Origin of the sequence: Gorillibacterium terrae, assembly GCF_051594785.1 — a bacterium.
In the GTDB taxonomy this organism is placed as follows: Bacteria; Bacillota; Bacilli; order Paenibacillales; family NBRC-103111; genus Gorillibacterium.
Genome location: NZ_JBPPGI010000001.1, coordinates 121,958 through 144,931, shown reverse-complemented (window position 1 = coordinate 144,931; position 22,974 = coordinate 121,958). Strand labels below are relative to the sequence as shown.

General features: G+C 61.2%; 20 protein-coding genes and 1 tRNA gene. 4 read left to right on the top strand and 17 right to left on the bottom strand.

Annotated features, from left to right (window positions below; all coding sequences use genetic code 11):
- Positions 1–361 precede the first annotated feature (361 nt).
- The 3 genes from ACSEXS_RS00585 to ACSEXS_RS00575 all read right to left on the bottom strand — a co-directional run bounded on the left by ACSEXS_RS00585 (position 362) and on the right by ACSEXS_RS00575 (position 1,630).
- Positions 362–658, bottom strand: coding sequence for a hypothetical protein (locus tag ACSEXS_RS00585; RefSeq protein ID WP_438431244.1), 297 nt, complete (start codon positions 656–658; stop codon positions 362–364).
- Positions 651–1,457: a glutamate racemase gene (gene murI / locus ACSEXS_RS00580; protein WP_438431243.1), complete on the bottom strand. Its 807-nt coding sequence runs from the start codon at positions 1,455–1,457 to the stop codon at positions 651–653. Before murI ends, ACSEXS_RS00585 begins: the two co-directional genes overlap by 8 nt.
- Positions 1,458–1,557: 100 nt before the next feature.
- A tRNA-Lys gene (locus tag ACSEXS_RS00575) sits at positions 1,558–1,630 on the bottom strand.
- Between the two features lie 207 nt (positions 1,631–1,837).
- On the opposite strand from ACSEXS_RS00575, the gene ACSEXS_RS00570 reads away from it, so the two are divergent.
- Both ACSEXS_RS00570 and ACSEXS_RS00565 read left to right on the top strand, forming a co-directional pair.
- The gene (locus ACSEXS_RS00570) at positions 1,838–2,626 is read left to right on the top strand and encodes an AAA family ATPase (RefSeq protein WP_438431242.1); all 789 of its coding nucleotides are present in this window, start codon (positions 1,838–1,840) and stop codon (positions 2,624–2,626) included.
- 123 nt (positions 2,627–2,749) lie between these two features.
- Positions 2,750–3,529 (top strand): MBL fold metallo-hydrolase, encoded by a 780-nt coding sequence (locus ACSEXS_RS00565; RefSeq protein WP_438431241.1) that lies wholly within the window; start codon positions 2,750–2,752, stop codon positions 3,527–3,529.
- Between the two features lie 94 nt (positions 3,530–3,623).
- Here the strand turns inward: ACSEXS_RS00565 and ACSEXS_RS00560 are convergent, their stop codons facing one another.
- Positions 3,624–4,439 carry a nitroreductase family protein gene (locus ACSEXS_RS00560; protein ID WP_438431240.1) on the bottom strand — a complete coding sequence of 272 codons (816 nt, stop codon included), beginning with the start codon at positions 4,437–4,439 and terminating at the stop codon, positions 3,624–3,626.
- 110 nt (positions 4,440–4,549) lie between these two features.
- Here ACSEXS_RS00560 and ACSEXS_RS00555 point away from each other — a divergent pair, with 110 nt between their 5' ends.
- Complete coding sequence (locus ACSEXS_RS00555; RefSeq protein WP_438431239.1) at positions 4,550–6,013, top strand: sensor domain-containing diguanylate cyclase; 1,464 nt, start codon at positions 4,550–4,552, stop codon at positions 6,011–6,013.
- A gap of 218 nt (positions 6,014–6,231) precedes the next feature.
- Here the strand turns inward: ACSEXS_RS00555 and abc-f are convergent, their stop codons facing one another.
- The 13 genes from abc-f to ACSEXS_RS00490 form a co-directional block, all read right to left on the bottom strand.
- Positions 6,232–8,073, bottom strand: coding sequence for a ribosomal protection-like ABC-F family protein (gene abc-f / locus ACSEXS_RS00550; RefSeq protein ID WP_438431238.1), 1,842 nt, complete (start codon positions 8,071–8,073; stop codon positions 6,232–6,234).
- Positions 8,074–8,433: 360 nt separating this feature from the next.
- Positions 8,434–10,077, bottom strand: coding sequence for a sensor domain-containing diguanylate cyclase (locus tag ACSEXS_RS00545; protein ID WP_438431237.1), 1,644 nt, complete (start codon positions 10,075–10,077; stop codon positions 8,434–8,436).
- A gap of 21 nt (positions 10,078–10,098) precedes the next feature.
- The gene (locus ACSEXS_RS00540) at positions 10,099–10,908 is read right to left on the bottom strand and encodes an alpha/beta fold hydrolase (protein ID WP_438431236.1); all 810 of its coding nucleotides are present in this window, start codon (positions 10,906–10,908) and stop codon (positions 10,099–10,101) included.
- A gap of 153 nt (positions 10,909–11,061) precedes the next feature.
- Positions 11,062–12,012 (bottom strand): ABC transporter ATP-binding protein, encoded by a 951-nt coding sequence (locus ACSEXS_RS00535; RefSeq protein WP_438431235.1) that lies wholly within the window; start codon positions 12,010–12,012, stop codon positions 11,062–11,064.
- Complete coding sequence (locus ACSEXS_RS00530; protein ID WP_438431234.1) at positions 11,985–13,079, bottom strand: ABC transporter ATP-binding protein; 1,095 nt, start codon at positions 13,077–13,079, stop codon at positions 11,985–11,987. Before ACSEXS_RS00530 ends, ACSEXS_RS00535 begins: the two co-directional genes overlap by 28 nt.
- A 13-nt stretch (positions 13,080–13,092) precedes the next feature.
- Positions 13,093–14,106, bottom strand: a complete 1,014-nt coding sequence (gene opp3C, locus ACSEXS_RS00525; protein ID WP_438431233.1) for an oligopeptide ABC transporter permease — start codon at positions 14,104–14,106, stop codon at positions 13,093–13,095.
- Complete coding sequence (locus ACSEXS_RS00520; RefSeq protein WP_438431232.1) at positions 14,099–15,040, bottom strand: ABC transporter permease; 942 nt, start codon at positions 15,038–15,040, stop codon at positions 14,099–14,101. Before ACSEXS_RS00520 ends, opp3C begins: the two co-directional genes overlap by 8 nt.
- Before the next feature lie 145 nt (positions 15,041–15,185).
- Positions 15,186–16,871 (bottom strand): peptide ABC transporter substrate-binding protein, encoded by a 1,686-nt coding sequence (locus ACSEXS_RS00515; protein WP_438431231.1) that lies wholly within the window; start codon positions 16,869–16,871, stop codon positions 15,186–15,188.
- 168 nt (positions 16,872–17,039) lie between these two features.
- Positions 17,040–17,783 carry a DUF1361 domain-containing protein gene (locus ACSEXS_RS00510; protein WP_438431230.1) on the bottom strand — a complete coding sequence of 248 codons (744 nt, stop codon included), beginning with the start codon at positions 17,781–17,783 and terminating at the stop codon, positions 17,040–17,042.
- Between the two features lie 60 nt (positions 17,784–17,843).
- Positions 17,844–18,452, bottom strand: a complete 609-nt coding sequence (locus tag ACSEXS_RS00505; protein ID WP_438431229.1) for a TVP38/TMEM64 family protein — start codon at positions 18,450–18,452, stop codon at positions 17,844–17,846.
- A gap of 78 nt (positions 18,453–18,530) precedes the next feature.
- Complete coding sequence (locus ACSEXS_RS00500; RefSeq protein WP_438431228.1) at positions 18,531–19,538, bottom strand: Gfo/Idh/MocA family protein; 1,008 nt, start codon at positions 19,536–19,538, stop codon at positions 18,531–18,533.
- A 141-nt stretch (positions 19,539–19,679) separates the two neighbouring features.
- The gene (locus tag ACSEXS_RS00495) at positions 19,680–20,528 is read right to left on the bottom strand and encodes a helix-turn-helix transcriptional regulator (protein ID WP_438431227.1); all 849 of its coding nucleotides are present in this window, start codon (positions 20,526–20,528) and stop codon (positions 19,680–19,682) included.
- Between the two features lie 255 nt (positions 20,529–20,783).
- A complete protein-coding gene (locus ACSEXS_RS00490; RefSeq protein ID WP_438431226.1) occupies positions 20,784–21,089 on the bottom strand; it encodes an NIPSNAP family protein in 306 nt (101 codons plus the stop codon).
- A 490-nt stretch (positions 21,090–21,579) separates the two neighbouring features.
- On the opposite strand from ACSEXS_RS00490, the gene ACSEXS_RS00485 reads away from it, so the two are divergent.
- A complete protein-coding gene (locus ACSEXS_RS00485) occupies positions 21,580–22,896 on the top strand; it encodes a deoxyguanosinetriphosphate triphosphohydrolase family protein (protein WP_438431225.1) in 1,317 nt (438 codons plus the stop codon).
- Positions 22,897–22,974: the final 78 nt, after the last annotated feature.

Genomic DNA, 22,974 nt, shown 5'->3' with positions numbered 1-22,974 from the left:
ACGTTACTGCTTGTTTAGTATTAACCAGATTATTATACAACAAAGCAAGCGCAGCGCAAGAGCTAATTTTCGACAAAATTGAGCAAGCAAATAGCCGCCCGGAGAGTCGGACGGTCCTGCTGCGAGCGGGATGACCCATCGGATTGACTCTTGCAGAGCATCGGAAGAAGTCTCGGAGGCGACCAAGAGGAATCGGAAGAAGTCTAGAAGGCGATATAAAGAGCATGGTCGGTGGTATCGCCTGGTGTGGAGTAGAAGCTTGGTCTGGAGTTGAATCCTGGTTAGAGAAAAAAATAGGGAGCACGCATGAATGGCTCATGGTGCTCCCGGTTGATGGCGTTAATGATTTATGCGGGAAAGCTTATTCCGCTGCTCGGTCACTGTCCGACGTGCGGCCGGCCGGTTCCACCCATACCCGGTACCGGTTGGGAACTCCGAAGTCCACGTCGGCAAAAACTTCAAAGCGCTTGGAGAGGAGCGTATTCGAGCGGACCAATTCGAACAGCAAGGCGTAGGCCAGCTTCTCGTCTGTCGTGATATAACCGTCATATAGATGGCCGATCTCGTTATAGGCTTCGCTGTAAGCCCACTCGTGCGCTTCCCGCAGGGTGTCGAACTGCATCGGCTCCTCGTTCCAACGGAGCTCCTCCTTACGCACGGGGACGTCCCGCCCGCTCCCGGTCGCGCCGGTACCAGTCCAGCGCTTGCTCCATCCGCTCCCGGTAGGCCGGGTCTGAGCCGGAATGCCGGAATTCGACGACCGGACCGGCCGCGGCGGCCGAATCCGGCGCTTCCTCCCGGCCGCGGATCAGCTCCTGCAAGCGGCGGACGGTGCCCCGGTTGCCGTCGATCAGCTCGATATGCGGCGGCAGGAACTTGGCGAACGCGGTGCGGAAGAAGGAAAAATGCGTGCAGCCCAGCACCGCCGTGCCGTACTCCTGCCAGTCGCGATCCCCGATCGTCTCTTGCAGATAAGCCTGTACCCGCGGGCCGTCAAATTCCAGCTCTTCGGCCAAGGTGACGAGGCCGGGCATCGGCTGGGAGTCGATGTGCTCGGTGTCGCCCAGCCGGTTGACGAGGTCGTGGTATTTGGTTTCCTTCAAGGCGAGCGGAGTCGCCATGACCAGGCTCCGCTTGCCGGTGTTGCGGTTCAGCTCCACCGCCGGCTTCACCGCCGGCTCCATGCCGATGACCGGGATGGAGTAAAGGCGGCGCAAGTCGGCGATCGCGATGCTGGTCGCCGTGTTGCAGGCAATGAGGAGCGCCTTCGTCTCCTCGGTCACCAGCTCCTGGACGGCGGACAAGATGCAGGAGCGGACCGTCTCCTTGGGCTTCGTTCCGTACGGAACGTTGCCGTTGTCGGCAAAGAAGAGATAGCGTTCATGGGGCAGCTCTTGCAGGGCTTCATGCAGCACCGTCAATCCGCCCAACCCCGAATCGATTAGCACAATACTCATGCGAACACCGCCCAGCTTGGTTTAGAATGGATCACCGGATATAAGAAAAAGAACAACCGGTACCTGGATACTCGGCTGTTCTTAGCGCTCGGTATTAAAGTGGGTCCGGTGGGACTCGAACCCACGACCAGATGATTAAGAGTCAACTGCTCTACCAGCTGAGCTACAGACCCGAGACGACGAAACATATAATAGCACGGATAAAATCGGCGCGCAAGTTTTTTTGGCCTGCTTTTTATCGCCCCGCGAACCGGTAAATTCTTCCCTTCGCCTTTGCCGCCGCTCCTTTCCTCCGCGTAACCGGAATGCTAAGATGGGGAAAGAACCGGAGCCTGCTCCGCCCGCTGCCTGCGGATTCGGCTCGTCTGGAGGAGACAGACATGGCATCCTTCGACCGGAACCCCTATTTGCTTCGAGTTCAGCTCCTGCGCGAACGGGTTCCCGATTTCGGCGTCTATCCGTTCAACCTGCCCGCCGTAGAAGCGCTCGACCCACTTGAGTTTCATCCCAAGGTAACTTACCTGGTGGGCGAGAACGGCATGGGCAAGTCTACCCTGATCGAGGCGATCGCCGTCGCCTGGGGCTTCAACCCCGAGGGAGGAACGCTCAACTTCAACTTCTCCACCGCCGCCACCCATTCGCCATTATATGAAGCGCTGCGGCTGGTGCGCGGAGTGCGGCGTCCGCGGGACGGGTTCTTTTTCCGCGCGGAGAGCTATTACAACCTGGCGACGAATGTCGATCAGTTGGACCAGGAATTCAGTTTCGGCCCGCCGATCAAGGATTCCTACGGCGGAGCTTCGCTGCATGAGCAGTCGCACGGCGAGTCGTTCTTCTCCGCTTTTGTTCACCGCTTTTCCGGCAACGGCCTGTATATTCTGGACGAGCCCGAGGCCGCTCTCTCGCCTTTCCGGCAGATGGCGTTCCTGTCGCGGATGCACCAGCTCGTCCGCAAGAGCTCGCAGTTCATCATCGCCACGCACTCGCCCATTCTCATGGCCTATCCCGATGCGCAGATTTATGAGCTGACGCCGGATGGGCTGCAGCCGAAAAAGCTGGAGGAAACCGATCATTTTCTCATCACCCGGGAGTTCCTGACCAACCCGGATAAAATGCTGCGGGAGCTGTTCCGCGGCGACGACGAAGCCGACTCTTCGGATGAAGCTTAAAGATTCGCCTAATGTTCACGGACGGTATATTGACAAATTAATATTATTATGCTATAATTTTACTTTTGTTGATCGAACGGGTATACTCCTCCTGCACCCATTCCAAGGACGGGAGGAACCCCCATGACTTCATCGCCTGACCCTCGCATCATCCCTCAGCCCAGCCGTCTCATTCCGCTGGAGATTACCCAATTCCTGCTTGGCGAATCGCGTACCATCTACCCTATGCTGATCGAAAACGGCGGCCGCTCGCTGCTGGTCGACGCCGGTTATCCCGGGCAAGCGCCCGTTCTGCTCGCGGCGATCCGGAAAGCCGGCCTGCCCGAAGCTTCGCTCTCGGCCGTCTTCCTCACCCATCACGATATCGATCACATCGGCGGCCTGCCCGGCTTGATCGCCTCGGCCCCAAACAAGCTGGCCGTCCTCACCAGCTTCGAGGAACAGCCTTACGTCGAAGGCTCGCTCCCCCTTCTGAAGCTGGCGGCCGCTAGGGAGCAGCTCGTGCGGATGCCCGAAGCGATGGGCGGGCCGCTGCTCCGCCTCTTACAGCAACCGCCCAAAGCTCCGGTGGATGCGATCGTCGACGACGGCGAACCGCTGCCGCTGCCGTTCGCGTCGGATTGGATCGCGGTCGCGACCCCGGGACATACACCGGGGCACATCAGCCTGTTCCAGCCGTCGAGCCGCACGCTCATAGCCGGCGATGCCCTCGAAGTGAAGGACGGCAAGCTCGCCGGCCCCGACCCCGCCTTATGCCACGAGGCCGCGCAGGCCTACGCCTCGCTCCGCAAGCTGGCCGCGCTGCAGCCCGAGGTGATCTGGTGCTATCACGGAGGCGTCGTCCGGGGCGAAGAAGCCTGCCCCCGGCTGGCCGAGCTGGCGAGTCGACCATTTCCCGGATAAGGGGCAGGCTTAAGGGAAAGCCGGAAACCGGGGCGTTAGTCCCGCCGGTCCTTCTCCTCGTCGCAGCGGCCGTACTGGCCGATGCCGAATCGCTTCATCGGCGCACGTCCTCCGCCTGGAACGTCCAGGCGTGCGGCTCCTCTCCCTCGGTCCAGACGCCGCGCACGCCCGCCTGCAGCGCGGCGATCTCGATGTGCGCGAGGGCGATGCCGAGGTCGACCCGCTTGGCTGCAGGATGGCTCGCCAGGTAGGCGGTAATTGCCTGCCGGTCCTGCGCCAGGCGGAACCGCCAGGGCTGCGCGTTCATGGCGGAGGGTCCGATCCGCGCCGATTCGAGCGCCGAGGCCATCCAGGCGGGCGCTGCGGCAAGCGCCTCTGGACTTGTCAGCAGATCCGCGAGCGGCTTGCGGCTGCGCTTCGCGGAGAAGCCCTTCACCAGCCTTTCCCGCAGGCCGAGCGCCTCGGGTACGGCTCCGAGCGGAGACACGCAGTAGAGCGTCTCCCCCTCGTTTACCCCGGCAATGCGCCGGGCCATGCTCTTGTCGAAGGTGCCGGCGACCCAGCAGGTGCCGAGACCCATCGCGGTTGCCTTCAGAATAAACTGCTCCCCGTAATACCCGCACAGCACGCCGGTCCGCTCCCCGTCCCCGCCCGAGCGGCCGATGAAACCGGCAAAGGCCCGAACCCCGCTGAACATGCCGTAGCTGTTGGTCAGCCCGCCGAAGACCTCCTCCGCTCCGTCCGCCCATACCCCGATGCGCACCGCTCCGTCCGCATCGCGGTTGAGCTCGGCCGCGTACCGCGCAAGCTCCGCCAGTTCCTCGGCCGACGGCGCAGCCGTGTATTTCCGCCGCGATACCCGTGCCTCCATGCCGGCATACAGCTCCGGGCCCATCTCCTGGATTCTCATCCCGTTCCCCCTGTCTTTTCCACATGCTGATCTCGGATAAATTGTAAATATTTGCACGAACTTTATGCTACAATTATAGCACCGAGTCCACAAAAAGGATGTATCCCGTGATGAGTTCCAAGCCGCCCGCGATCCGAGTCGAAGACTCGCTGCAGTTTAGCCGCTGGTACCACGAGCATCTGCTATGGCGCATCAAATGGATCTCCGTGCTGCTGCTCTTGTCGTATCCCTATTTTTACTTCGTCGATTTCTACCAAATGGACGAATCGGCGCCCGCCCGCTACCGGACGGTGATGATCGCGACCCATCTCCTTTGCGCGGCCGTATCCGCCCTGTTTTTGCTCATGCACCGCCAACTGAAATTTCATTGGACCGGTACCCAGGAACGGGGGGTATTCGCTGTCATTCAAGTCTATACCGCCCTCTACCTGCTGTCCGCTTCCGTCTCCTCTTGGAACAGCCAGCTCCTGAACGGCAACGTGGACGCGTATATCATCATCGTGCTGGGCATTTCCGTGCTCGTCCCGATTCACCCCAAGCGGTTCGCCCTGTTTGTCGCCGTCAACCATATCCTGTTTCTCTTCCTGCTCTACAGCACCGACCAGGACCGCGCCGTTCTGCTGTCGAAGCAGATCAACACCACCGCCACCGCGGCCATCGCCATTTTCATTGTGTGGATCTTCTACCAATACATGACCCGCGAATTCGTCAATCAACGGCGGCTGAAGGAGAGCGAGCAGAAGCTGCGCAAGCTGTTCGCGGTCAATCCGTTTCCGCTGGTGCTGTCCCGCCTCAGCGACGGCAAAATCCTGCTCATTAACCTGAAGGCCTCCCAGTTCTTCGACCTGTTCTCCAAGCGCTTCGAATCGGTGGACGCCGCCATTCTCTTCCCCGACGAGTCGAGCCGCGAGGAGATCATCGAGGAGCTGAAGCGCTCGGGAAGCGTCAAGAACCGGGTCTGTCAGTTGAACGTCTCGCCCACATCCGGTAAATGGGTCATGATCAATTACGAAGCCTTCGAGTACGAAGGCGAGGCCTGCGTGCTGACGGGCATCACCGACATCACCGAGCTGAAGAAGATCGAGTACGAGCTGGAAAAGCACGCCACCACCGACCCGCTCACCGACGTGCCGAACCGGGGCCACGGCATGGCCATGCTGGAAAAGAAAATCGCCGGGACCGGTCCCGGCGACGCTTTGACGGTGTGTTTTGCCGATATCAACGACCTTAAGCTGGTTAACGACCGCTATGGCCACGCGGTGGGGGATGAGATGATCGTGGAGGCGAGCCGCATGCTCTCCAGCCGGCTCGGGCCGAATGATTTCCTGTTCCGCTACGGCGGTGACGAATTCATCCTCGTGTTCGGCCGAACCAAGGAGGAAACCCTCGCCGTCTGGGAGCGGCTCGCCTGCGATTTGGAAGAATTGAACGACGATGAGGACAGGCCCTACAGCCTGTCGATCAGCTACGGTCTCTTCGCTTACCGGCCGGGCGAGGCGATCAGCGTGAAGGACATGATCGAACGGGCCGACCACGAGATGTACAAGCACAAGCGGCAGCACAAGAAGCGGTGACCGGACGAACGGCGCGGCGTGCTTCCCGCTCCCGTGCTCGTGCTCCTTCCCTATCGTTCTCATCTCATATCGCCAGAGCCTCTCTTTCGTTCTCGCCTCTCTATCGTTCTCATCTCTTTATCGTTCTCGCTCCCCTATCGTTCTCGCCTCACTAACGTCGAAGCCAAGCCTTTCGTTTGGAACGTCCGTTTCTTCCTCCGCCTCCGTCGGACCGGCCTTCATGCCGGTCCTTTTTCTTCGCCGCGCAGGGCTTCCAACGCTTGCCTCGTCTCGCGGATTTCCTCGGTCAGCCGGATTCGCGCTTCCTCGTCTTCGGGCGTTTCGCCGCCGATCAGCCGCGCCAGCTTCAGCTCCAGGAGCCCGCGTTCGTTGGCGCGCCGCTGCTCCTCCGGGCTGAACGTCGCCCCGCCGCCGCGTTCCTCGTATTCGGCATAGCTTCCTTCGAACAGCCGCACGCTGCCGCCGCCGTCCAGCAGAGCGAGCCGGGTGGCCGTCCGCCGCACGAAATACCGGTCGTGGCTGACCAGCAGCACCGTACCGGGGTATTCGCGGATCGCCTCCTCCACCCGCTCCCGGGTCGGGATGTCGAGGTAATTCGTCGGCTCGTCGAGCACGAGCAGATTGGCTTGCCCGAAGAACAGCCGGAGGAACGCCACCCGGCATTTCTCGCCCATGCTCAGGTCGGCGATTCGCTTGAACGCGTCCTCCCGGGGAAAGAGAAAGCAGCCGAGCAGGGTCCGGGCTTGCGTCTCCGTCATCCCGGGCAGAACGAGCAGGCTGTCCAGAATGGTTTCCGCGAACGGCAGACCGGACAGCTCCTGGGAAAAATAGCCGATCTTCGCCTCCGGGTGCCGACTCACCTCACCTTGCGTCGGAGCGAGCCGGCCCGCCGCCAGCCGAAGCAGCGTGCTCTTGCCGGTCCCGTTCGGACCGAGCACCGCCAGGCGGTCGCCGCGGGCGAGCGTAAACCCGGCCTCGCGGAATAAGTCGGGACCGTCCGGATAAGCAAACCCCACCCGCGCGAACCGCAGCAGCGTTCCGGCCTCGAAGGCGGCGGAGACGAGCCGCATGTTTAGTCCCGGTTCGTCCCGAGGCCCCGCCGTCCGATCCCGGTCCAGCCGCTGGAGCGCCGTCTCCTTCGCGTGCAGGCGCGAGACGTTCTTCTTCGACTTCGAGCGGCGGAAATCGTTCTGCCCGGCGGCCCGGTGCGCCTGCCGGAACCATTCGGCGTAGCGGCGGATGCTCTCCAGGAGCTTCTCCCGCTCCAGCTCCTGCTTGCGGCAGAGCGCTTCCTGCGTCCGCCGCTCCCGTTCCTTCGCCTCCCGGTAGCGGCTGTAGCCGCCCGGGTACTTGCGGCAGCCGTCCGGAGCAAGCTCCAGCACGGCCGTCGCCGTCCGGTCGATGAACTCGCGGTCGTGCGACACGTAGAGCACGGTGCCCGGGTACCGGCCGAGCCACGCCTCGAGCGCGTCCAGCGTGTCCTCGTCCAGGTGGTTCGTCGGCTCGTCGAGCAGCAGGAAGCCCGGTTCCCGGAGCAGCAGGCGGGCGAGCTGAACCTTCGTCTTCTGCCCGCCGCTCAGCGCCGCGAACGGCAGATTCCATACGCCGGGCGCGACGCCCATCTCCGTCAGGCAGCGGTCGGCCCGCTGCTCCCAGCCGTAGCCGTCCGCATCCAGATAAGCCTCGTAAGCCTGACCGTAGTCGGCGACGACAGAGTCGTCCGCCCGCTCAGTCAGCTGAGCGAGCAGCCGGTCGAGCCGCTGCTTCCTCTCGTACAGCTGCGGCGTTCCGCTCAGGACGAATTCCCGGGCGCTTATCGACTCGCCGGGAGCCGCCTGCTGCTCCAGCAGCCCCCATTCCGGCAGCGGAAGTCCGCGCGTCACGCTGCCTCCTTCGAATTCGTGCCGGCCGGCCAGGCCGAGGAGCAGCGTCGTTTTGCCGATGCCGTTGCGGCCGACGAGGGCGATCCGCTCGCCTTCGGCGATCTCGAAACGGACTCCCCGGAACAGAGTCCGACCCTCCCATTCCTTGCACAGGTCTTTCGCTTCCAGAACCATCATAGAAATTCTCCCCTTCTTCCGTAGGTTGCCGCGTTTTATCGGTCCCGGAAAAACGCAACAAAAAAACCGCCCGAGGGGCGGTATACGGCCAAAGATCAGAATGCGCAGGCGGCGCGAATGGACGGGACGGCCGTAGCCGACCCTGTCATCTGCGTTCACCCACGTCTCCCCTTGGACATACGTATCCCGACCGGTCCGTTCTCAAGCGAACGAACGCCCTCTTGTCTTGCGCAAGATTCTCGGTCTGGTGCGGATACGCGTTAGTTTTTCATCTTAGGGGAGATCCTCCGTGATTCGTCAGAAGTGATGTCTCTATCAGCATAACGGCCGATGGAAAGAAAAGCAAGGGCCGCTTGCCCGTCAAGGGGCGGCAACCACCCGGTCGCGCCCTTCCTGCTTGGCCCGGTACAGCGCTTGGTCGGCGCGCGCATACCACTCCTCGAACGGCTCGCCCGGCCGCCGCTCGGCCACTCCGACGCTGACGGTCTGCCGGCCGGTCGCGGGGTGGACGGCGTCCGATACGGCAAGCCGCACCTTTTCCAGCGCCTGAACCGCCCCCTGGACCGGCGTGTCGGGCATGAGCAGCACGAATTCCTCGCCGCCGAACCGGATGAGGAGATCGCTTTGCCGGATGCTGGCGAGCACCGTCTTCGCCGTATGCTTCAGCAGGCTATCGCCTACGGGATGCCCCCACGTATCGTTGACCCGCTTGAAGCGGTCCAAGTCCAAGATGGCCAGCGACAGGCCGGGTCCGCCGCGCTCGGCCCGTCCGATCTCCCGGTCCAGAACGGACGTCAGGTAATGCCGGTTGTACAAGCCGGTCAATTCGTCCTTCTCGGCGATCCGCTTCAGCCGCTTCTCCCGGACGACCTTCTCGGTCACATCGCGCGCCGAAGCGTAAGCGTACGTCCCCATGCCGGACTGGATACGCCATTCCAGATGGCGGAAGCCGCCGTCCTTGGCGCGGAAGCGGACCGTGCATTCGCGAACCGCATCCGGATCGGCGCTTCCGTCCCGAACGGCGGCCAGCGCAGGCGCATCTTCCCCGTGCACGAAGGACAGCAGGCTCCGGCCGAGCAGTTCCTCGCCGCTGTAGCCGAGGGCGCTCTGGAAGTTGTGGTTCGCCTTGTGCAGGTTCCAATTGCCGTCGAGCACGCAGAGCATGTCCATGTTGACGAGGAGGAAGTGGTCGATGGCTTTTTCCTGCAAGTATTCCTTCGTGATGTCGCGGAAGGAGGTCACCGTGCCCGCGACGGCGCCGTCCTTGTCCGTGACGCAGGCGCACGCGCCGGCGGCAAGCCGCTCGGTTCCATCCCGGGACAGGACGAGGAGCGGCTCCGCCGGATCGCGGCTTTCCCGCGCGTTCAGAGCCTCGTCCGCCACGGACGGGAGCGGCTGCCGGGTCCGGGCATCCAGACAACGGAAGACGTCGGCGAAGGGACGGCCGGCCGCCGCTTCCTCGGTCCAGCCGGTGAGGGCTTCGGCCAGTCCGTTCATGCGGGTGACCCGGCCCATACCGTCGGTGACCAGGATGGCTTCGTTGATGGCAAAGAGGGTCGTCTCGAACAGCTCGCGCAGCGTCTTCTCCTGAAGCAGCGCTTCATTCTTGGAGCGGTAAGCCTCCTCCAATTCGCCGCGGATCTGCCGCAACTCCTGCTCGTAGTCGTCGCGCTTCGTCATCCGTACGACGACGCAGTCGATGACCGCGCCTTCCCGGTCCTCGACCAGCCGCCCGTTCAGCAACAGCGGCACGTCCTTGCCGGTCTTCGAGCGGAAGGTCAAGTAGATTTCTTCGACACGCCCCGTCGCCGATAACTGGAGATAGAACAGGGTGTGGAAGATAATCCGCGAAGCGCCGGTCAGCAGGACTTCGATATGAAGACCGGCCAGCTCGTCCTTTTCATAGTCGACCAGCTCCAGGAACGTCCGGTTTGCCCCGCGGATCGTTCCCTGGGGAGTGAGCGCCAGGTAGCCGCAGGGCGCTTGGTTGATTCGATCGTTCACCGTTTGTCCTTCCTTGGCCGGTTAGGCCGGAAGCTCACCGTTCAGGTAACGGAGGATGAGCTCCGCCGTCGCCTTCGGCTCGCTGAGATGAGGGTAGTGGCCGCGCGACGGGATCACCTGCAGGACGCTGTCCTGCAGCTGTCCGTTCAGGTAGCGGGCCGCCTCAATCGGCACGATGCTGTCCACCGAGCATTGAATGATGAGCGAGGGCACCCGAACGAGCGGCAGATCGGCGCGGTGATCGGACAGGAACGTCGTTTGGGCAAAAGTCTTCATAATCTCCGGGTCTTCGGCGCAGAAGGTGCTCTTCAGCTCGTCCGAGAGCTTCGGCCGGTCGGGGTTGTCCATCAGCGCGGCCGCATTCATGCTGGCCCAGCCGACGAAGTTCATCTCCATCATCGTGAGCAGCTCGCGGATATCGCGTTCGTCGAAGCCGCCGTAATAGCCGGGCGGGTCGTTGAGGTAACGGGGCGAAGGGCCGATCAGCACCAGCCGTTCGAACAAGTGGGGAGCCTCGATGGCGGTGAGCAGGCCGATCATCCCGCTCACCGAGTGGCCGATGAAGACGGCTCCTTCCAGCTTAAGTTCCTCCGCAATCTCCCTCACATCCTGGGCGTAGCCGTGCAAGCTGGAATAGCGCTCCGGGGAATACGCGGCCTTGTCCGACCGGCCGGAACCGACATAATCGAACAGCACAATCCGGTAGTCGTTCTCAAAATAGGGAAGCATGGACCGCCATACGGTCTGATCGCAGCCGAAGCCATGGGCAAAGACGAGGGTTTGACTGCCTTGCCCCATGACACGGACATGGTTTCGGATCAATGCTGTCATGCCAACCTCCATCTGGATTTAGTCATATTTTGTCGAAACGTGTAAATATTTCACCATCTTACTATATCGTCAGAATTCGGAGGTGACAAGACATCTTTTGACAGACAAAAAAAGAGCCGGCCCTGCGGCCGACCCGGTACGGAGGAAACCTCCCTATAGGCTGGATAGAAAAGATTGCGGATTCGCCGTCCACGCCGCCAATTCCTCCGGGGTGGCCAGCACCTTGTGCGTCTGGGTCAGCTTGTGCTGGGTGCCCGCTGTGTAATCGATGCCGCTCGTCGCGTAATCGTAGGGAATGGCGACGCGCTCCTTCTCCTGGATCGGATTGGCGAGCGGAATCGCCGACAGCAGCGACTTGGTATAGGGATGCACCGGGTTCTCGAAGATTTCGCGGGTGGTCCCCGTCTCGACCAGATGGCCGAGGTGCAGCACCCCGATCCGATCGGAGATGTATTTGACCATCGACAGATCGTGGGCGATGAACAGGAACGCCGTGTTGGTCTCTTCCTGGATTTGCTTCATCAGGTTCACGACCTGGGCCTGGATCGACACGTCGAGTGCGCTGATCGCCTCGTCGGCGATGATCAGCCTCGGCTCCATGACGAGCGCCCGGGCGATGCCGATGCGCTGGCGCTGGCCGCCGGAGAATTGGTGCGGGTAGCGGTTCGCATGCTCCCGGGACAGCCCCACCTTGTCGAGAATGCGGTAGACCTTCTCCCGCCGCTCCTCCCGGGACCGGTACAACCCGTGGATGTCGAGCCCCTGCGCGATCAGGTCGATGACCTTCTTGCGGGGATTGAGGCTTGCCATCGGGTCCTGGAAGATCATCTGCATCTTCGTCCGCAAGAGCGACAGCTCCTTTTCCCGCAGGGGCCCGGAGATCTCCACCCCTTCGAAGGACACCGTGCCGGATGTCGGTTTGTACAGCCGGATGATGGAGCGGCCGATGGTCGACTTGCCGCTGCCCGACTCGCCTACGAGCCCATAGGTCTCGCCCTCGCGAATCTCGAACGATACGCCGTCCACCGCCTTCACGGTGAAGCGCTTGCCCATGCGAAAATGCTGCTTCAGCTCGGTTACCCGTAAGAGCGGCTGTCCTGCCATATGCCTCCCGCCTCCTTTACCGCTTGGTCGATCCGCTCGCGGAGTCCCGGCGGCATCTCGACCTTCGGCGCGTTCTCATGCAAGAGCCAGGTCGCCGCATAATGCGTGTCGCTGACCTTGAACATCGGCGGCTCCTGCTTGAAATCGATGTTCAGCGCGTAGATATTGCGCGGAGCGAACGCGTCGCCCTCCACCTTGTGCAGGAGGTTCGGCGGGCTGCCGGGAATCGAATAGAGCTTCTCGTCGGCCGTCCCGATGTCCGGCATGGACGACAGCAGCCCCCAGGTGTACGGATGGCGCGGATCGTAGAAAATCTCGTTCACCGTGCCCCGCTCGACGATCTTGCCGGCATACATCACCGCCACTTGGTCCGCCACCTTGGCCACCACGCCGAGGTCGTGGGTGATGTAGATGACGGAGATGTTCGTCTTGCGCTGGATGTCTTTAATGAGCTCAAGAATCTTCGCCTGCACCGTCACGTCGAGCGCCGTGGTCGGCTCGTCGCAGATCAGCACCTCGGGGTTGCAGGCCAGCATGATGGCGATGACCACCCGCTGGCGCATCCCGCCCGAGAGCTGGTGCGGATAGTTCTTCATCCGCTTCTCCGGGTCGTTGATCCCGACGAGACGCAGCAGCTCCAAAGCCCGCCGGTGCGCGGCCGCCCGGCTCAGCTTCAGGTGGAGGATCATGCCCTCCATGATCTGGTTGCCGACGGTCATCGTCGGGTTGAGCGAGGTCATCGGGTCCTGGAAGACCATCGCGATTCGCTTGCCGTTGATCCGCTTGCGCATTTCCCGCTTGGAGAGCTTTAGCAGGTCCTGCTCAACCCGCTCGCCGTCGCGGTCGTACCGGAAGGTGATCGATCCGGAATCGATCGCCTGGTTGCCGCTCAGAATGCCCATGATTGCCTTGACCGTGACCGATTTGCCGCTGCCCGACTCTCCGACGATGGCGAGCGTCTCTCCCTGGTGCAGATCCAGATCGACGCCCCGGATCGCGCTCACCGTGCCGTTCCCGGTCTTGAAGGAAATGGACAGGTCGCGGATGGATAATACGGTTTCCTTCATCTTGTCCGTCCTCCTACATTTCCTTCATTTTCGGATCGAGCGCGTCCTTCAGGCCGTCGGCCAGCAGGTTGAAGCTGAGCATGAGCAGCGCGAGCACGACGACCGGCGCCACGATCATGTACGGGTAGATGGTCATCGACTTGAAGCTCTCGCTGATCAAGGAACCGAGCGAGGCCATCGGCTGCGGAATCCCCAGGCCGATGAAGGCCAGGAACGCCTCGGTGAAGATGGCGTTCGGAATGGAAAACATCGACATGATGATGAGCTGGCCGAAGATGTTCGGCAGAATGTCCTTGAAGATGATGGCGAAATTGCGCGCGCCGAGCGTCCGCGAGGCGAGTACGAATTCCTGCTCCTTCAGCTTGAGAATCTGCGCCCGCGCCACCCGGCTCATGCCGATCCAGCCGGTGATCATGAGCGCGAGCGTGATCGTGACCAGCCCCGGCTTCAGCACCACGATGAGCAGGGTGACGATGACCAGGTTGGGAATCCCGCTCAGGATTTCAATGAAGCGCTGCATCGCGTTGTCCACCGCCCCGCCGAAATAGCCGGAGATGAGGCCGTAGCCCATGCCGATGACCATGTCGATCGCTACGGCGATGAGCGCGATGTAGAGCGAGATACGCGTTCCCATCCAGGTGCGGGTCCAGAGGTCGCGGCCGAGGGTATCGGTGCCGAAGGGGTAATAGACGTTGTCGAGCCCTTTTTCCTTGTACGAATTAATCCCGTTCGCGACACCGTTGAAGACTGGCAGCTTCTCGAACCCCTCGATGCGGGGCGCGAGGCTCTTGTGCCGGATGTTGACCGATTTGTAGGTATGGTCGCTGAGCATCGGCCCGACGATGGCGAACGCGGTGATGATCAGGATGACGATCAGGCCGAAGACGGCGCCCTTGTTGGCGGTGAAGCGGCGGAAGGCGTCCTTCCAGAAGGAATCGCTGCTGTACGTGTGGTCCACTTGCGCCCGGGCGGCATTGTCCGCCAGTTGAAAGTCGGTTGGCTCGAAGGCTTGTGCCGGATTAGACATGGTGGTCCCCCTTTGCCAGACGGATTCTCGGATCGATGACCCCGTACAGAATGTCCACGGCCAGCATGATGGCGATGAACATGACGCTGTAGACGAACGTGACGGCGAGGATGACGTTATAGTCGTTGACCTGGATGGCGGTGACGAGCAGGCTGCCGATGCCGGGGATGCTGAAGATCTGTTCGATGACCAGACTGCCGGTCATGAGCCCCACGACCAGCGGCGCGAGCACGGTGATGATCGGAATCAAGGCGTTGCGGAGCGCATGCACGTAGATCAGCCTCTGCCGTCCGACTCCCTTGCTCTCGGAGAGCAGCAGGTAGTCGGAGCCGAGCACGTCGATCATCTCCGAGCGGGCGAACCGCGCCACCGTCGCAACGGTGAACATCGACAGGGCGACCGTCGGCAGGATGCTCGACACGACCGGTTTGTCGGCGGTGTAGAGGATCGGGAACCATTTCAGCTTGGAGCCGAAATAATAGGACAACCCGAGCGCGAACACATAGGACGGGAAGCTGACGCCGATGACGGAGATGAAGGTGGTGAAGCTGTCGGCAAAGCTGTTGCGGCGCAGCGCGGCGACGATGCCGAGCACGAGTCCGATGGCCGTGCCGAGCACCACCGCCTGCAGGCCGATCTGCATCGAGACCGGCAGCCGGCCGCCCAGCATGGTGGAAATGGGCATGTTCTTCTGAATGACGTAGGAGACGCCGAAGTCGCCGGTCAGCATCGCCCCGATATAGTGCAGAAACCGGACAAACACCGGTTGGTCGAGCCCGTACTTGGCGTTCAGGAGCGCTCTCTGGGCGGCTGTAATCTTCTCGTCGTTGAAGGGAGAGCCCGGCATCAGCTCCAGCATCAGGAACAGCACGAGCAGAATCGCCAGCAGGGTCGCCGCCGCGATGGCCAGGCGCTTAAGCACATACTTTCTCAAATCGTTCCACCTCTTGGGCTTGCATAATCAATTCGCCGATTCCTCTTAAAAAGCCGGATGCCGCGCGGGCGGTCCGCCACGGCAATCCGGCTTTGGGCTCACTCCAATCGGCTGTCTTGCCGGTATCCGCGCTTACGCGGTCCGGTTATTTTTTGACGGCGTTCTTGTAGTAGATGTTGACGCCTACGGAATGGAACTCGATTCCCGTCACGGCCGGCTTGATGAGGACGGCGTTGCCCTTCTGGTACACCGGGAAGATGACGGCGTTGTCCATGACGAGCTTCTCCGCCTTCTTCAGCGCCGCCCAGCGCTCTTCCGGCTTGCTCGCCAGGTCGCCCTTGCTGGCGCTCTGAATCAGACCGTCGTACTCCTTGTTGGACCAGAAGCCGTAGTTGTTCGGGCTGTCCGTGACCCACATGTCGAGGTACGTCATCGGGTCGGCGTAGTCGGGACCCCAGCGGGTAAGCCCCACCTGGAAATCGCCCTTCTGCATCAGCTCGACGCGGTTCTTCTTGGGCTGAGATTTCAGATCGAAGGTCACGCCGGGCAGTGTGCTTTCAATCTCGGACTGGATGAACTGGGCGACCAGCGTCGCCGATTCCGTATCCTCGAACAGCAGCTCCAGCTTGATCGAGTCGATGCCGAGCTCGGACTTCGCCTTCTCCCAGTACTTCTTCGCTTCGTCCTTATTGGTGGTCGGGTAAGTGCCGGCCGTCTCGCGGAAGTCCTTGCCGTCCGGGCCGGTCGCAAGCAGCGTCGGCACGGCGAAGTCGGCGACGATCGAGCCGTCCTTGAGGATATCGTCGACGATGGCCTTCTTGTCGAAGGCGAGCGACAGCGCCTTGCGCAGGTTTACGTTCTCCAGCCCCTTGACCTTCTGGTTCGGGGACAGGTACCACAGGTAGCCGGCCATGATGCTGTGGTACTCCGGATTGCTCTGGTATTTGGAAATCTGCTCGCCGGACAGCATCACGTAGTCGAGATCGCCGTTCTCGTAAGCGAGCACGGATTGCTGGGTATCCTTGATGACCTTGTAATTCAGGCCGTCGATCTGAATCTTGGAAGCATCGTAGTAGTCCGGGTTCTTCTCCAGGAAGAAGGTGGTGCCGCCCACTTCCCAGGTCTTCATCTTGAACGGGCCGTTGGCGAGCAGGGCGTCGGCCGTCAGCGCGTACTGGTCGCCTTTTTCCTTGTAGAAGGCTTCGTTGATCGGGAAAAACGACGGGAACGCCAACAGCGAGTTGAAGAACGCGACCGGACGGTCCAATTCGACGACGAGCGTCTTGTCGTCCTTCGCCTTGACGCCGAGCTCGTCGATTTGCTTCTTGCCGGCGACGATGTCGTCGGCGTTCTTCACACCGGCTACGCCCATGATGAAGCTGTATTCGCTGGCTGTCGCCGGATCGACCAGCCGCTTCCAAGCGAATTCGAAATCCTTCGCGGAGACGGGGGTGCCGTTCGACCATTTGGCATCCCGGAGGGTGAAGGTGTAGGTCTTGCCGTCGGCGCTGACGTCGGCCTTCTCGGCGATGGCGAGCTGCGGCACGCCGTCGGCGTCGATGGTGTACAAGCCCTCGATAGTGGCGGCAATGACCTCAAAGGACAGGCCGTCCGTGGCGATGGCGGAGTCCATGGAGGCCAGCTCGACGTCCTTGCCGAGGTTGATAATCTTGGACCCGCCCGAGGCGGCGGGCGATCCGCTGGCCGAGGAAGGAGCGGCGGAGCCGGCTGTTCCCTCCGGCGGAGCGGACGAGCCGGATTTGGAGTTGGCGCAGCCGGCCAACAGAACGAGGACGAGAGTAAAGGCCATGACCCATTTTGCTTGCTTCAACGAAATTCCCCCTTCACGTTTCTCAAAATGCGGATAATAGAAAAGAAGTCCCGACGCGTGAGGACTTCTCTCTTTTCAAAAATTATAGAATGCCGCCTATTTTAGTGTCAATATACCTTCCATAAATCAATTTAACCAGGGATATAAGGAATTACGTTGCGACATTTGTCACTTTTCCTCCTGTGACCTTCCAGATGATAGAAATACCAACCCAATATAAGTAAATGTCATGATAACAAACATGCCTTTGCAGAAGGAAGCGACCAAAGGCAGCTTGGACGGCTCCAGGGCTTCGGCCACGACCGACCACAGGTAACGGGGGCTGAAGACCAGGTCCCAGCTGTTGAGCCGCAGGAAGCGGCCGAGGTAGATGCCGAGCGAGCTTACCGCAAGCACCGCCAGCGCGAACAGCCACCCCCGAACCGGGCCGCTGCTCCTGCGAACGAGCCGATGCACCGCCATAAGCGAATACGAGCCGACGACGAGGCCGATCAGCGCCGGAAGCAGCACGGCAAACAGATGGTCCCAGAAGCGCTGATCGCGCCAGAAATAGCTCTCGGGGTTGAACGGGTAATGGGCAAAGACGTGCAGCAGATCCGTCACCAGATAAGGCGCGTTCGGGTAGAAGAACAGCCACCCCGCCCCAAAGGCAAGGACCAGGAACAGCCGCAATCCTCCGGCGGGAAGGCGGTGCGCCCAGGCGAGCAACAGCTGGAAAGCCACGGGCACCCAAGCCAGGAACAGATTCCAGACGAGAAACGGATACGGCCGGAATCGCGTGCCGAGGCGGATGGTATCGGCCTGGTGCATGCTGTACAGCGTAAAGGCAAGCAGAACGAGCAGGTAAACCGCCTCCCGTCGCTCCAAGAGCGCACGGCGGGGGCCGGTTTCCTTCTCGCGGTATTCTTTCATGGAAGCTCCTCCTTTTCGGGGCAATCAAAAAGACCCGTCAGCCGGCGGGTCTTGCAGGTCTTAAGGCTCGGCTTTTCGCTGATGCCGGTAATGCGTGTTGTAGCGATAAATAAAGACGGCGAGCAAGACGAGCAGGAAGACGGCGTAGCCGACGATCATCATTCGCACGTCCTCGCCGGGGAACAGCACCGCGGCGCTCAGGATGCCGAACAGCCAAATGTGGGACAGGTTGCCGACGATATTCGACCACAGGTAATCTCTCGGCTTCATTTTGATGATGGCCGCCGAGAACGAGATCAGGTTGTTGGGCATGATCGGAATCGTCCGCAGGAACACCATCGCCCAACCGCCGTAAAGCTGCATCGAATGCTGCCACTTCTGGTACTTCTGCAGCTTGCCCAGCCAGCGCCGCTCGAACCAATCGGCAAAGGTGGAACGGCTGAAGGAGAAGACCGCCAAGGCGGAGATCGTCCCCACCAGCCAACTGGCGAGAAGTCCGCCGCCGATCCCCAGGGCGGAAACCTGCAGCAGGATGAGCGTGGCGAAGGGGAAGATTCCCAACAGCCCCTGAAGGATTCCGAGCGGGATGGTGATGGCCAGAATCGCAAAACCGTCCAGGCCCGCGGCCGCAAACAGCCAGTCGATCCACTCGTTCAGTTGTGCGGACATGGATTCAAGTTCACTCTCCGGTTATCGTGTCATCATGTCATTTAACTATATACATGCCGCAAAATCAATGTCAAACGATCAGCCTTCCGCCTGGCGCCCGTCCAACCGGATCAACCGATCCTCGCGGATGGAGTCGAGAGCGCCCTGGATGATGCGGGCCGTATACAGGTTGTCGCGGGCGTCCGTCTCCCCCGGCCGGTTCTCGGAAAGCGATGCCAGGCATTCGTCGAGCAGCGCCCAGCGGCTGTCCCGCTCCTGGGCGACCTTCCAGCGGCGCTTGCCGACGGAAGTCCGCAGCTCCAGCTCCCCGTCGGCGAACGCGAGCGTTCCGCGCTCGCCTTCGAACCGCCAGCGCCCCCGCCAATCCGTCTCTTCGCCGCGGCAGGTCAGCGAGCCGCGGTAGGACGCCGCGATGTCTCCGCTGAGCCTGAGCTCCAGATGGGCGTTCGTCAAGCCGCGGTACCAGCTCCAGGCGGGATTCCAGGCGGCAGCGTACACCGTCTCGGCCTCCTCGCTGGTAAAATACCGCAGCAAATCCATATGGTGAACCGTCACATCGAGCAGGAGCGGCTGCTCCATCTCGCCGTGGTAATTGGTCATCCGGTGGCAGCGGCGGAAGTCGATCTCTACGGAATGGAGCTTGCCGATGGCCCCCTCCGCCAAGAGATGGCGAACCTCGCGGCAGACCGCGAGGAACCGGTAGTTCTGGGCTACCATGAGCGGCACTCCCGTCTCCTCCGCCAGCCGGCTCGCTTCCAGCGCATCCTCGAAGTCGACGGCGAGCGGCTTCTCGCACAGAACCGGAATCCCCTGCTCGAAGGCGATCCGGTTCAGCTCGGCGTGCAGGTGCGGCTGGGTGACGTTGATCAGGAGCTCCGGCTTTCCCGCCGCCAGGGCGTCTTCCAGGCTTTCGTAGGCGGCGAGCTGCCGGCCCGCGGCCAGCTCCATCGCTTTGTTCCTCTTGTCGGCGTGCCGGTCCACCACGGCCAGCTCGCCCACGCCCTCATGCTTCAACAGCACGCGCTCCAGCCAGGTCGAGCCGAAATCGCCCATGCCGACCAATAGAACCTTCCACTTTTTTCCCATACCGCTTCCTCCCTCCGATCCTTTCCCTTTTATACCCCGAATCCATAGACTTCGACCCACCTGCGCACGCGATCGGCCAGTCGGCACCGCCCCATCGTCGACGGTTCCGGCTGGGCAGCAAGCCGCACGGCTTCCAGCGCGTCAGCCCCGCCCCTTCTCCTGGCGGAACTTCTGCGGCGTCAGCCCGACGGCCGCCTTGAACACGCGGCCGAAATGGGTCACGCTCTGATACCCCGTGCGTAGCGCCACCTCGGTCACGCTGAGGTCGGTCGAGGCGAGCAGAACCCGCGCCTCCTCCACCCGCACGTGGTTGATGTACGACACCACCGGCAGCCCCGTCACCTGATGGAAGATTCGGCTCAGGTAGAACGGGCTGATGTGAAACTGATCGGACAAGCCGTTCAGCGTGATCGGCTCGCCGAAATGGATGCCGATGTACTGCGCCACCTCGGATACCTTGTGGTGCAGGGAATTGGGAAACTCGGCCACCTCCGCGTGGCGGCCCTCCGTCAGCCTAAGCAGCACGAGCAGGAGCTCGGCCAACAGCAGCCGGGCGTACCGTTCCGCCCCCGCTTTCCCCGCTTCCAGCTCGTACAGCATGCTGTCGAGAATGCGGCGGATTACCGTCTGTTCCTTGGCGGCGAGACGCAGATGAGGGAACTCCGCGAACATCGCCTGTATCCGGTCCTCATACTCCGGCAGAAGACCCGCGAGCGCCTCCCAGCGGAAATTGACGAGGACCCGCTCATGGCCGTCCTTGCGCGCGCTCGACGTCTTGTGCAGCACATGCGTCGGAATCAGCACCAGATCGCCCTTGTGCAAATGATAGGTGCGGTCCTTAATGAAATAGTACCTCTCCCCGGACAACAAATAATAGATCTCGTAGGCCTCGTGGTCGTCATGCGCGTCCGGCTGGATCGCTTCGCTGTGCTTGACGGCCTCGATCCAGAGCAGCCGGTCCGCCGGGTGGGTGGACCCTTCTCCGTTCATAACCGCACCTCCTCCCTTGATTATGCCGAGGAAGCGGGACAAACGCAAGGTTTGTAGAATATTTCGCGCGAGCCGCCAAGAATCCTTACGAAAACGAAGGATTTTGCGATCATCGCCCACCGGCAAGCCGCTCACCAGGCGTCCAGGGGTGGATCGTTCACTTGAACATTCGTCAACGGGACATTCCCGATGTTATCGAGGATGATCGCAAAAAATAAGGAGGCCCCGACAATCCGGGTGCCTCCTTATACTTGTTTATTCGAATACTGGGCGCATAAAGCTTCTCTCATAGCTTAGTATGCATCTTGTGTCCTCAGCAAATTTATAAGCTTCTTGACACTCTGCGTCTACATGCATCTTCTCGCGATAGTCCTCGTACGCGGCTAAAGAGGGAAAGGTGAATAAGGCATACGCGATGTTATTCGCTCCCTCATGCGGAAGATAATACCCGTGATGATTGCCGCCCAATTTAGTGACCAACCTGATCCACGTCTTGCCATATTCCTCGAATTCTTTGACTTTATAAGGGTCAATCACATATTTCAAATAGCAGGTAACCATTTCTCATCCTCCTCCACGATTTGATGGCTGGTGCCGGCGACAAGCTCGCTTTTTGCAGTTGCAAAAACCTTATCATGGCCTCGCCGTTTTAGCAACGAAGCCTCTTAACCTCTCTTTTGTCTGATCAAAAGGGCGCTTGCAACGGTTCCCAGGAATCATGCAGATATGCGTAATCCAGGCGATTCACCGCCGTTCCTTCGTTGATGATGAGGCCCACCTGATTCTCGGCTCTCCGGTGGTAATAAACGGCCAATCCATGGCCTCCGCTTGCGGCGGATAGAAATTAGCCGAATTTTATGCTAGTCTCATGCTTAACTCCCCTTATCAGCGCGAAGGAACAGGCGGACCCCGAGGCCCGTGACAGACGAAGCGGATGGTTCGGAATCTGCGTAGGCGATGGGTTTTCGGCGGCTGCGACCCCGACAAGACCTTTTTTCCAGAATGAGAACGGGAGCGGACACGACATGCTTAAGCGGAAAGAGGAATGGCTATGGATTTGCGCAAAATGCGTCTCGACGAATCGACAACCGGCACGTTCAGCGAGGAACGTGAAGAATACGAACGGGATTACGCCCGGCTGATCCAATCCCCCGCCTTCCGGCGGCTGCAGGGCAAATCGCAGGTCTTCGGAGCGGGGTCCGGCGACTATTACCGCACGCGGCTGACCCACTCCCTGGAGGTCTCGCAGATCGCCCGGGAGGCGGCCCGGCGTCTCGGCCAGCAGTATCCGTTCCTGGACAAGAAGGAGCATCCCGCCCTCATGCTGGAGCAGGCGGTGGTCGAATGCGCCGCCCTCGCCCACGACCTCGGCCACCCTCCCTTCGGACACAAAGGCGAGGATGTTCTGAACCGGCTTTTGCAGGAGCAGTACGGGCTGAAATACGAGGGCAACGCGCAGAATTTCCGCATCCTGATGTTCCTGGAAAAGCGCGCCGAGAGCGGCAGCGGACTCGACCTGACGGCCGCCACCCTGCTCGCCATCAACAAATACCCGTTCAACCTCGATGAACCGGGACGGCTGAAGGGCGTCTATTCGTCGGAGTGGGCGGCCATCGCCGAGCTGCGCCGCAAGTGGGCGATCCCGGACGGCTGCTCGACCCTGGAAACGCAGCTCATGGACCTGTGCGACGATATCGCCTATTCCACCCACGACATCGAAGATGGCATCCGGGCCGGCAAAATCCAGATGAACCGCCCCTTCTTCGAGGACGGCTGGCTGAAAAAGCACCTGGTCGAAGAAATCGTGAACGACCAGGGCAATTTGGAGGTCGGCTGGGACCAGGTCGATATCGAGGCGATGGTCGGGCGGGTGCTCGGGGCCTATCTCGATCAATGGGAAGAGGTGTACACGCTGAGCGGCAAGGAGTCCTCGCGGGCCCGACGCGAGATGAAGGCCCGTTGGGTCAGCACGTTCGCCGGACGGATCGGCATCATCGACGATCCGGCGCGGAGCTGGAAGAAGGTGACCTTCGTGCGGGACGGCGAGCAGGACTTCGAGCTCCTGCGCACGATGGAGATCCTCAAGAAGCTGGCCTGGGTCACGCTGATCAAGGATTTCCGCGTTCAGCGGCTGCAGATGCGCAGCGAGATCATGATCAAGCGGCTCTGGGAGAGCTTCATCGACCCCGAAGCGGGAAAACGGATCATTCCGCCCGATTGGCTGGCCAATTACGACCGGCACAAGCACGATTGGGCCTGGCCGCGCTTCATCGCCGACTATCTGTCGGGCATGACCGACGCGTACGCCGAGAAGGTGTACTCCGAGCTGTTTGCCAGCAAGACCGGCTCGATCTACGAGATGGACTAACCCCCGCCGGGACCGCTGGAAAAGATAAACGCCCCAACCGCGCGAGCGAGGCTTGCGCAGTTGGGGCGTTTCGATGCA

Coding starts and splice junctions, on each gene's coding strand:
- ACSEXS_RS00565 (WP_438431241.1), top strand. CDS start 2,750: ATGACTTCATCGCCTGACCCTCGCATCATCCCTCAGCCCAGCCGTCTC.
- ACSEXS_RS00540 (WP_438431236.1), bottom strand. CDS start 10,908: ATGACAGCATTGATCCGAAACCATGTCCGTGTCATGGGGCAAGGCAGT.
- ACSEXS_RS00530 (WP_438431234.1), bottom strand. CDS start 13,079: ATGAAGGAAACCGTATTATCCATCCGCGACCTGTCCATTTCCTTCAAG.
- ACSEXS_RS00510 (WP_438431230.1), bottom strand. CDS start 17,783: ATGAAAGAATACCGCGAGAAGGAAACCGGCCCCCGCCGTGCGCTCTTG.
- opp3C (WP_438431233.1), bottom strand. CDS start 14,106: ATGTCTAATCCGGCACAAGCCTTCGAGCCAACCGACTTTCAACTGGCG.
- ACSEXS_RS00490 (WP_438431226.1), bottom strand. CDS start 21,089: ATGGTTACCTGCTATTTGAAATATGTGATTGACCCTTATAAAGTCAAA.
- ACSEXS_RS00485 (WP_438431225.1), top strand. CDS start 21,580: ATGGATTTGCGCAAAATGCGTCTCGACGAATCGACAACCGGCACGTTC.
- ACSEXS_RS00495 (WP_438431227.1), bottom strand. CDS start 20,528: ATGAACGGAGAAGGGTCCACCCACCCGGCGGACCGGCTGCTCTGGATC.
- ACSEXS_RS00570 (WP_438431242.1), top strand. CDS start 1,838: ATGGCATCCTTCGACCGGAACCCCTATTTGCTTCGAGTTCAGCTCCTG.
- ACSEXS_RS00560 (WP_438431240.1), bottom strand. CDS start 4,439: ATGAGAATCCAGGAGATGGGCCCGGAGCTGTATGCCGGCATGGAGGCA.
- ACSEXS_RS00505 (WP_438431229.1), bottom strand. CDS start 18,452: ATGTCCGCACAACTGAACGAGTGGATCGACTGGCTGTTTGCGGCCGCG.
- abc-f (WP_438431238.1), bottom strand. CDS start 8,073: ATGATGGTTCTGGAAGCGAAAGACCTGTGCAAGGAATGGGAGGGTCGG.
- ACSEXS_RS00535 (WP_438431235.1), bottom strand. CDS start 12,012: ATGGCAGGACAGCCGCTCTTACGGGTAACCGAGCTGAAGCAGCATTTT.
- ACSEXS_RS00500 (WP_438431228.1), bottom strand. CDS start 19,538: ATGGGAAAAAAGTGGAAGGTTCTATTGGTCGGCATGGGCGATTTCGGC.
- murI (WP_438431243.1), bottom strand. CDS start 1,457: ATGAGTATTGTGCTAATCGATTCGGGGTTGGGCGGATTGACGGTGCTG.
- ACSEXS_RS00555 (WP_438431239.1), top strand. CDS start 4,550: ATGAGTTCCAAGCCGCCCGCGATCCGAGTCGAAGACTCGCTGCAGTTT.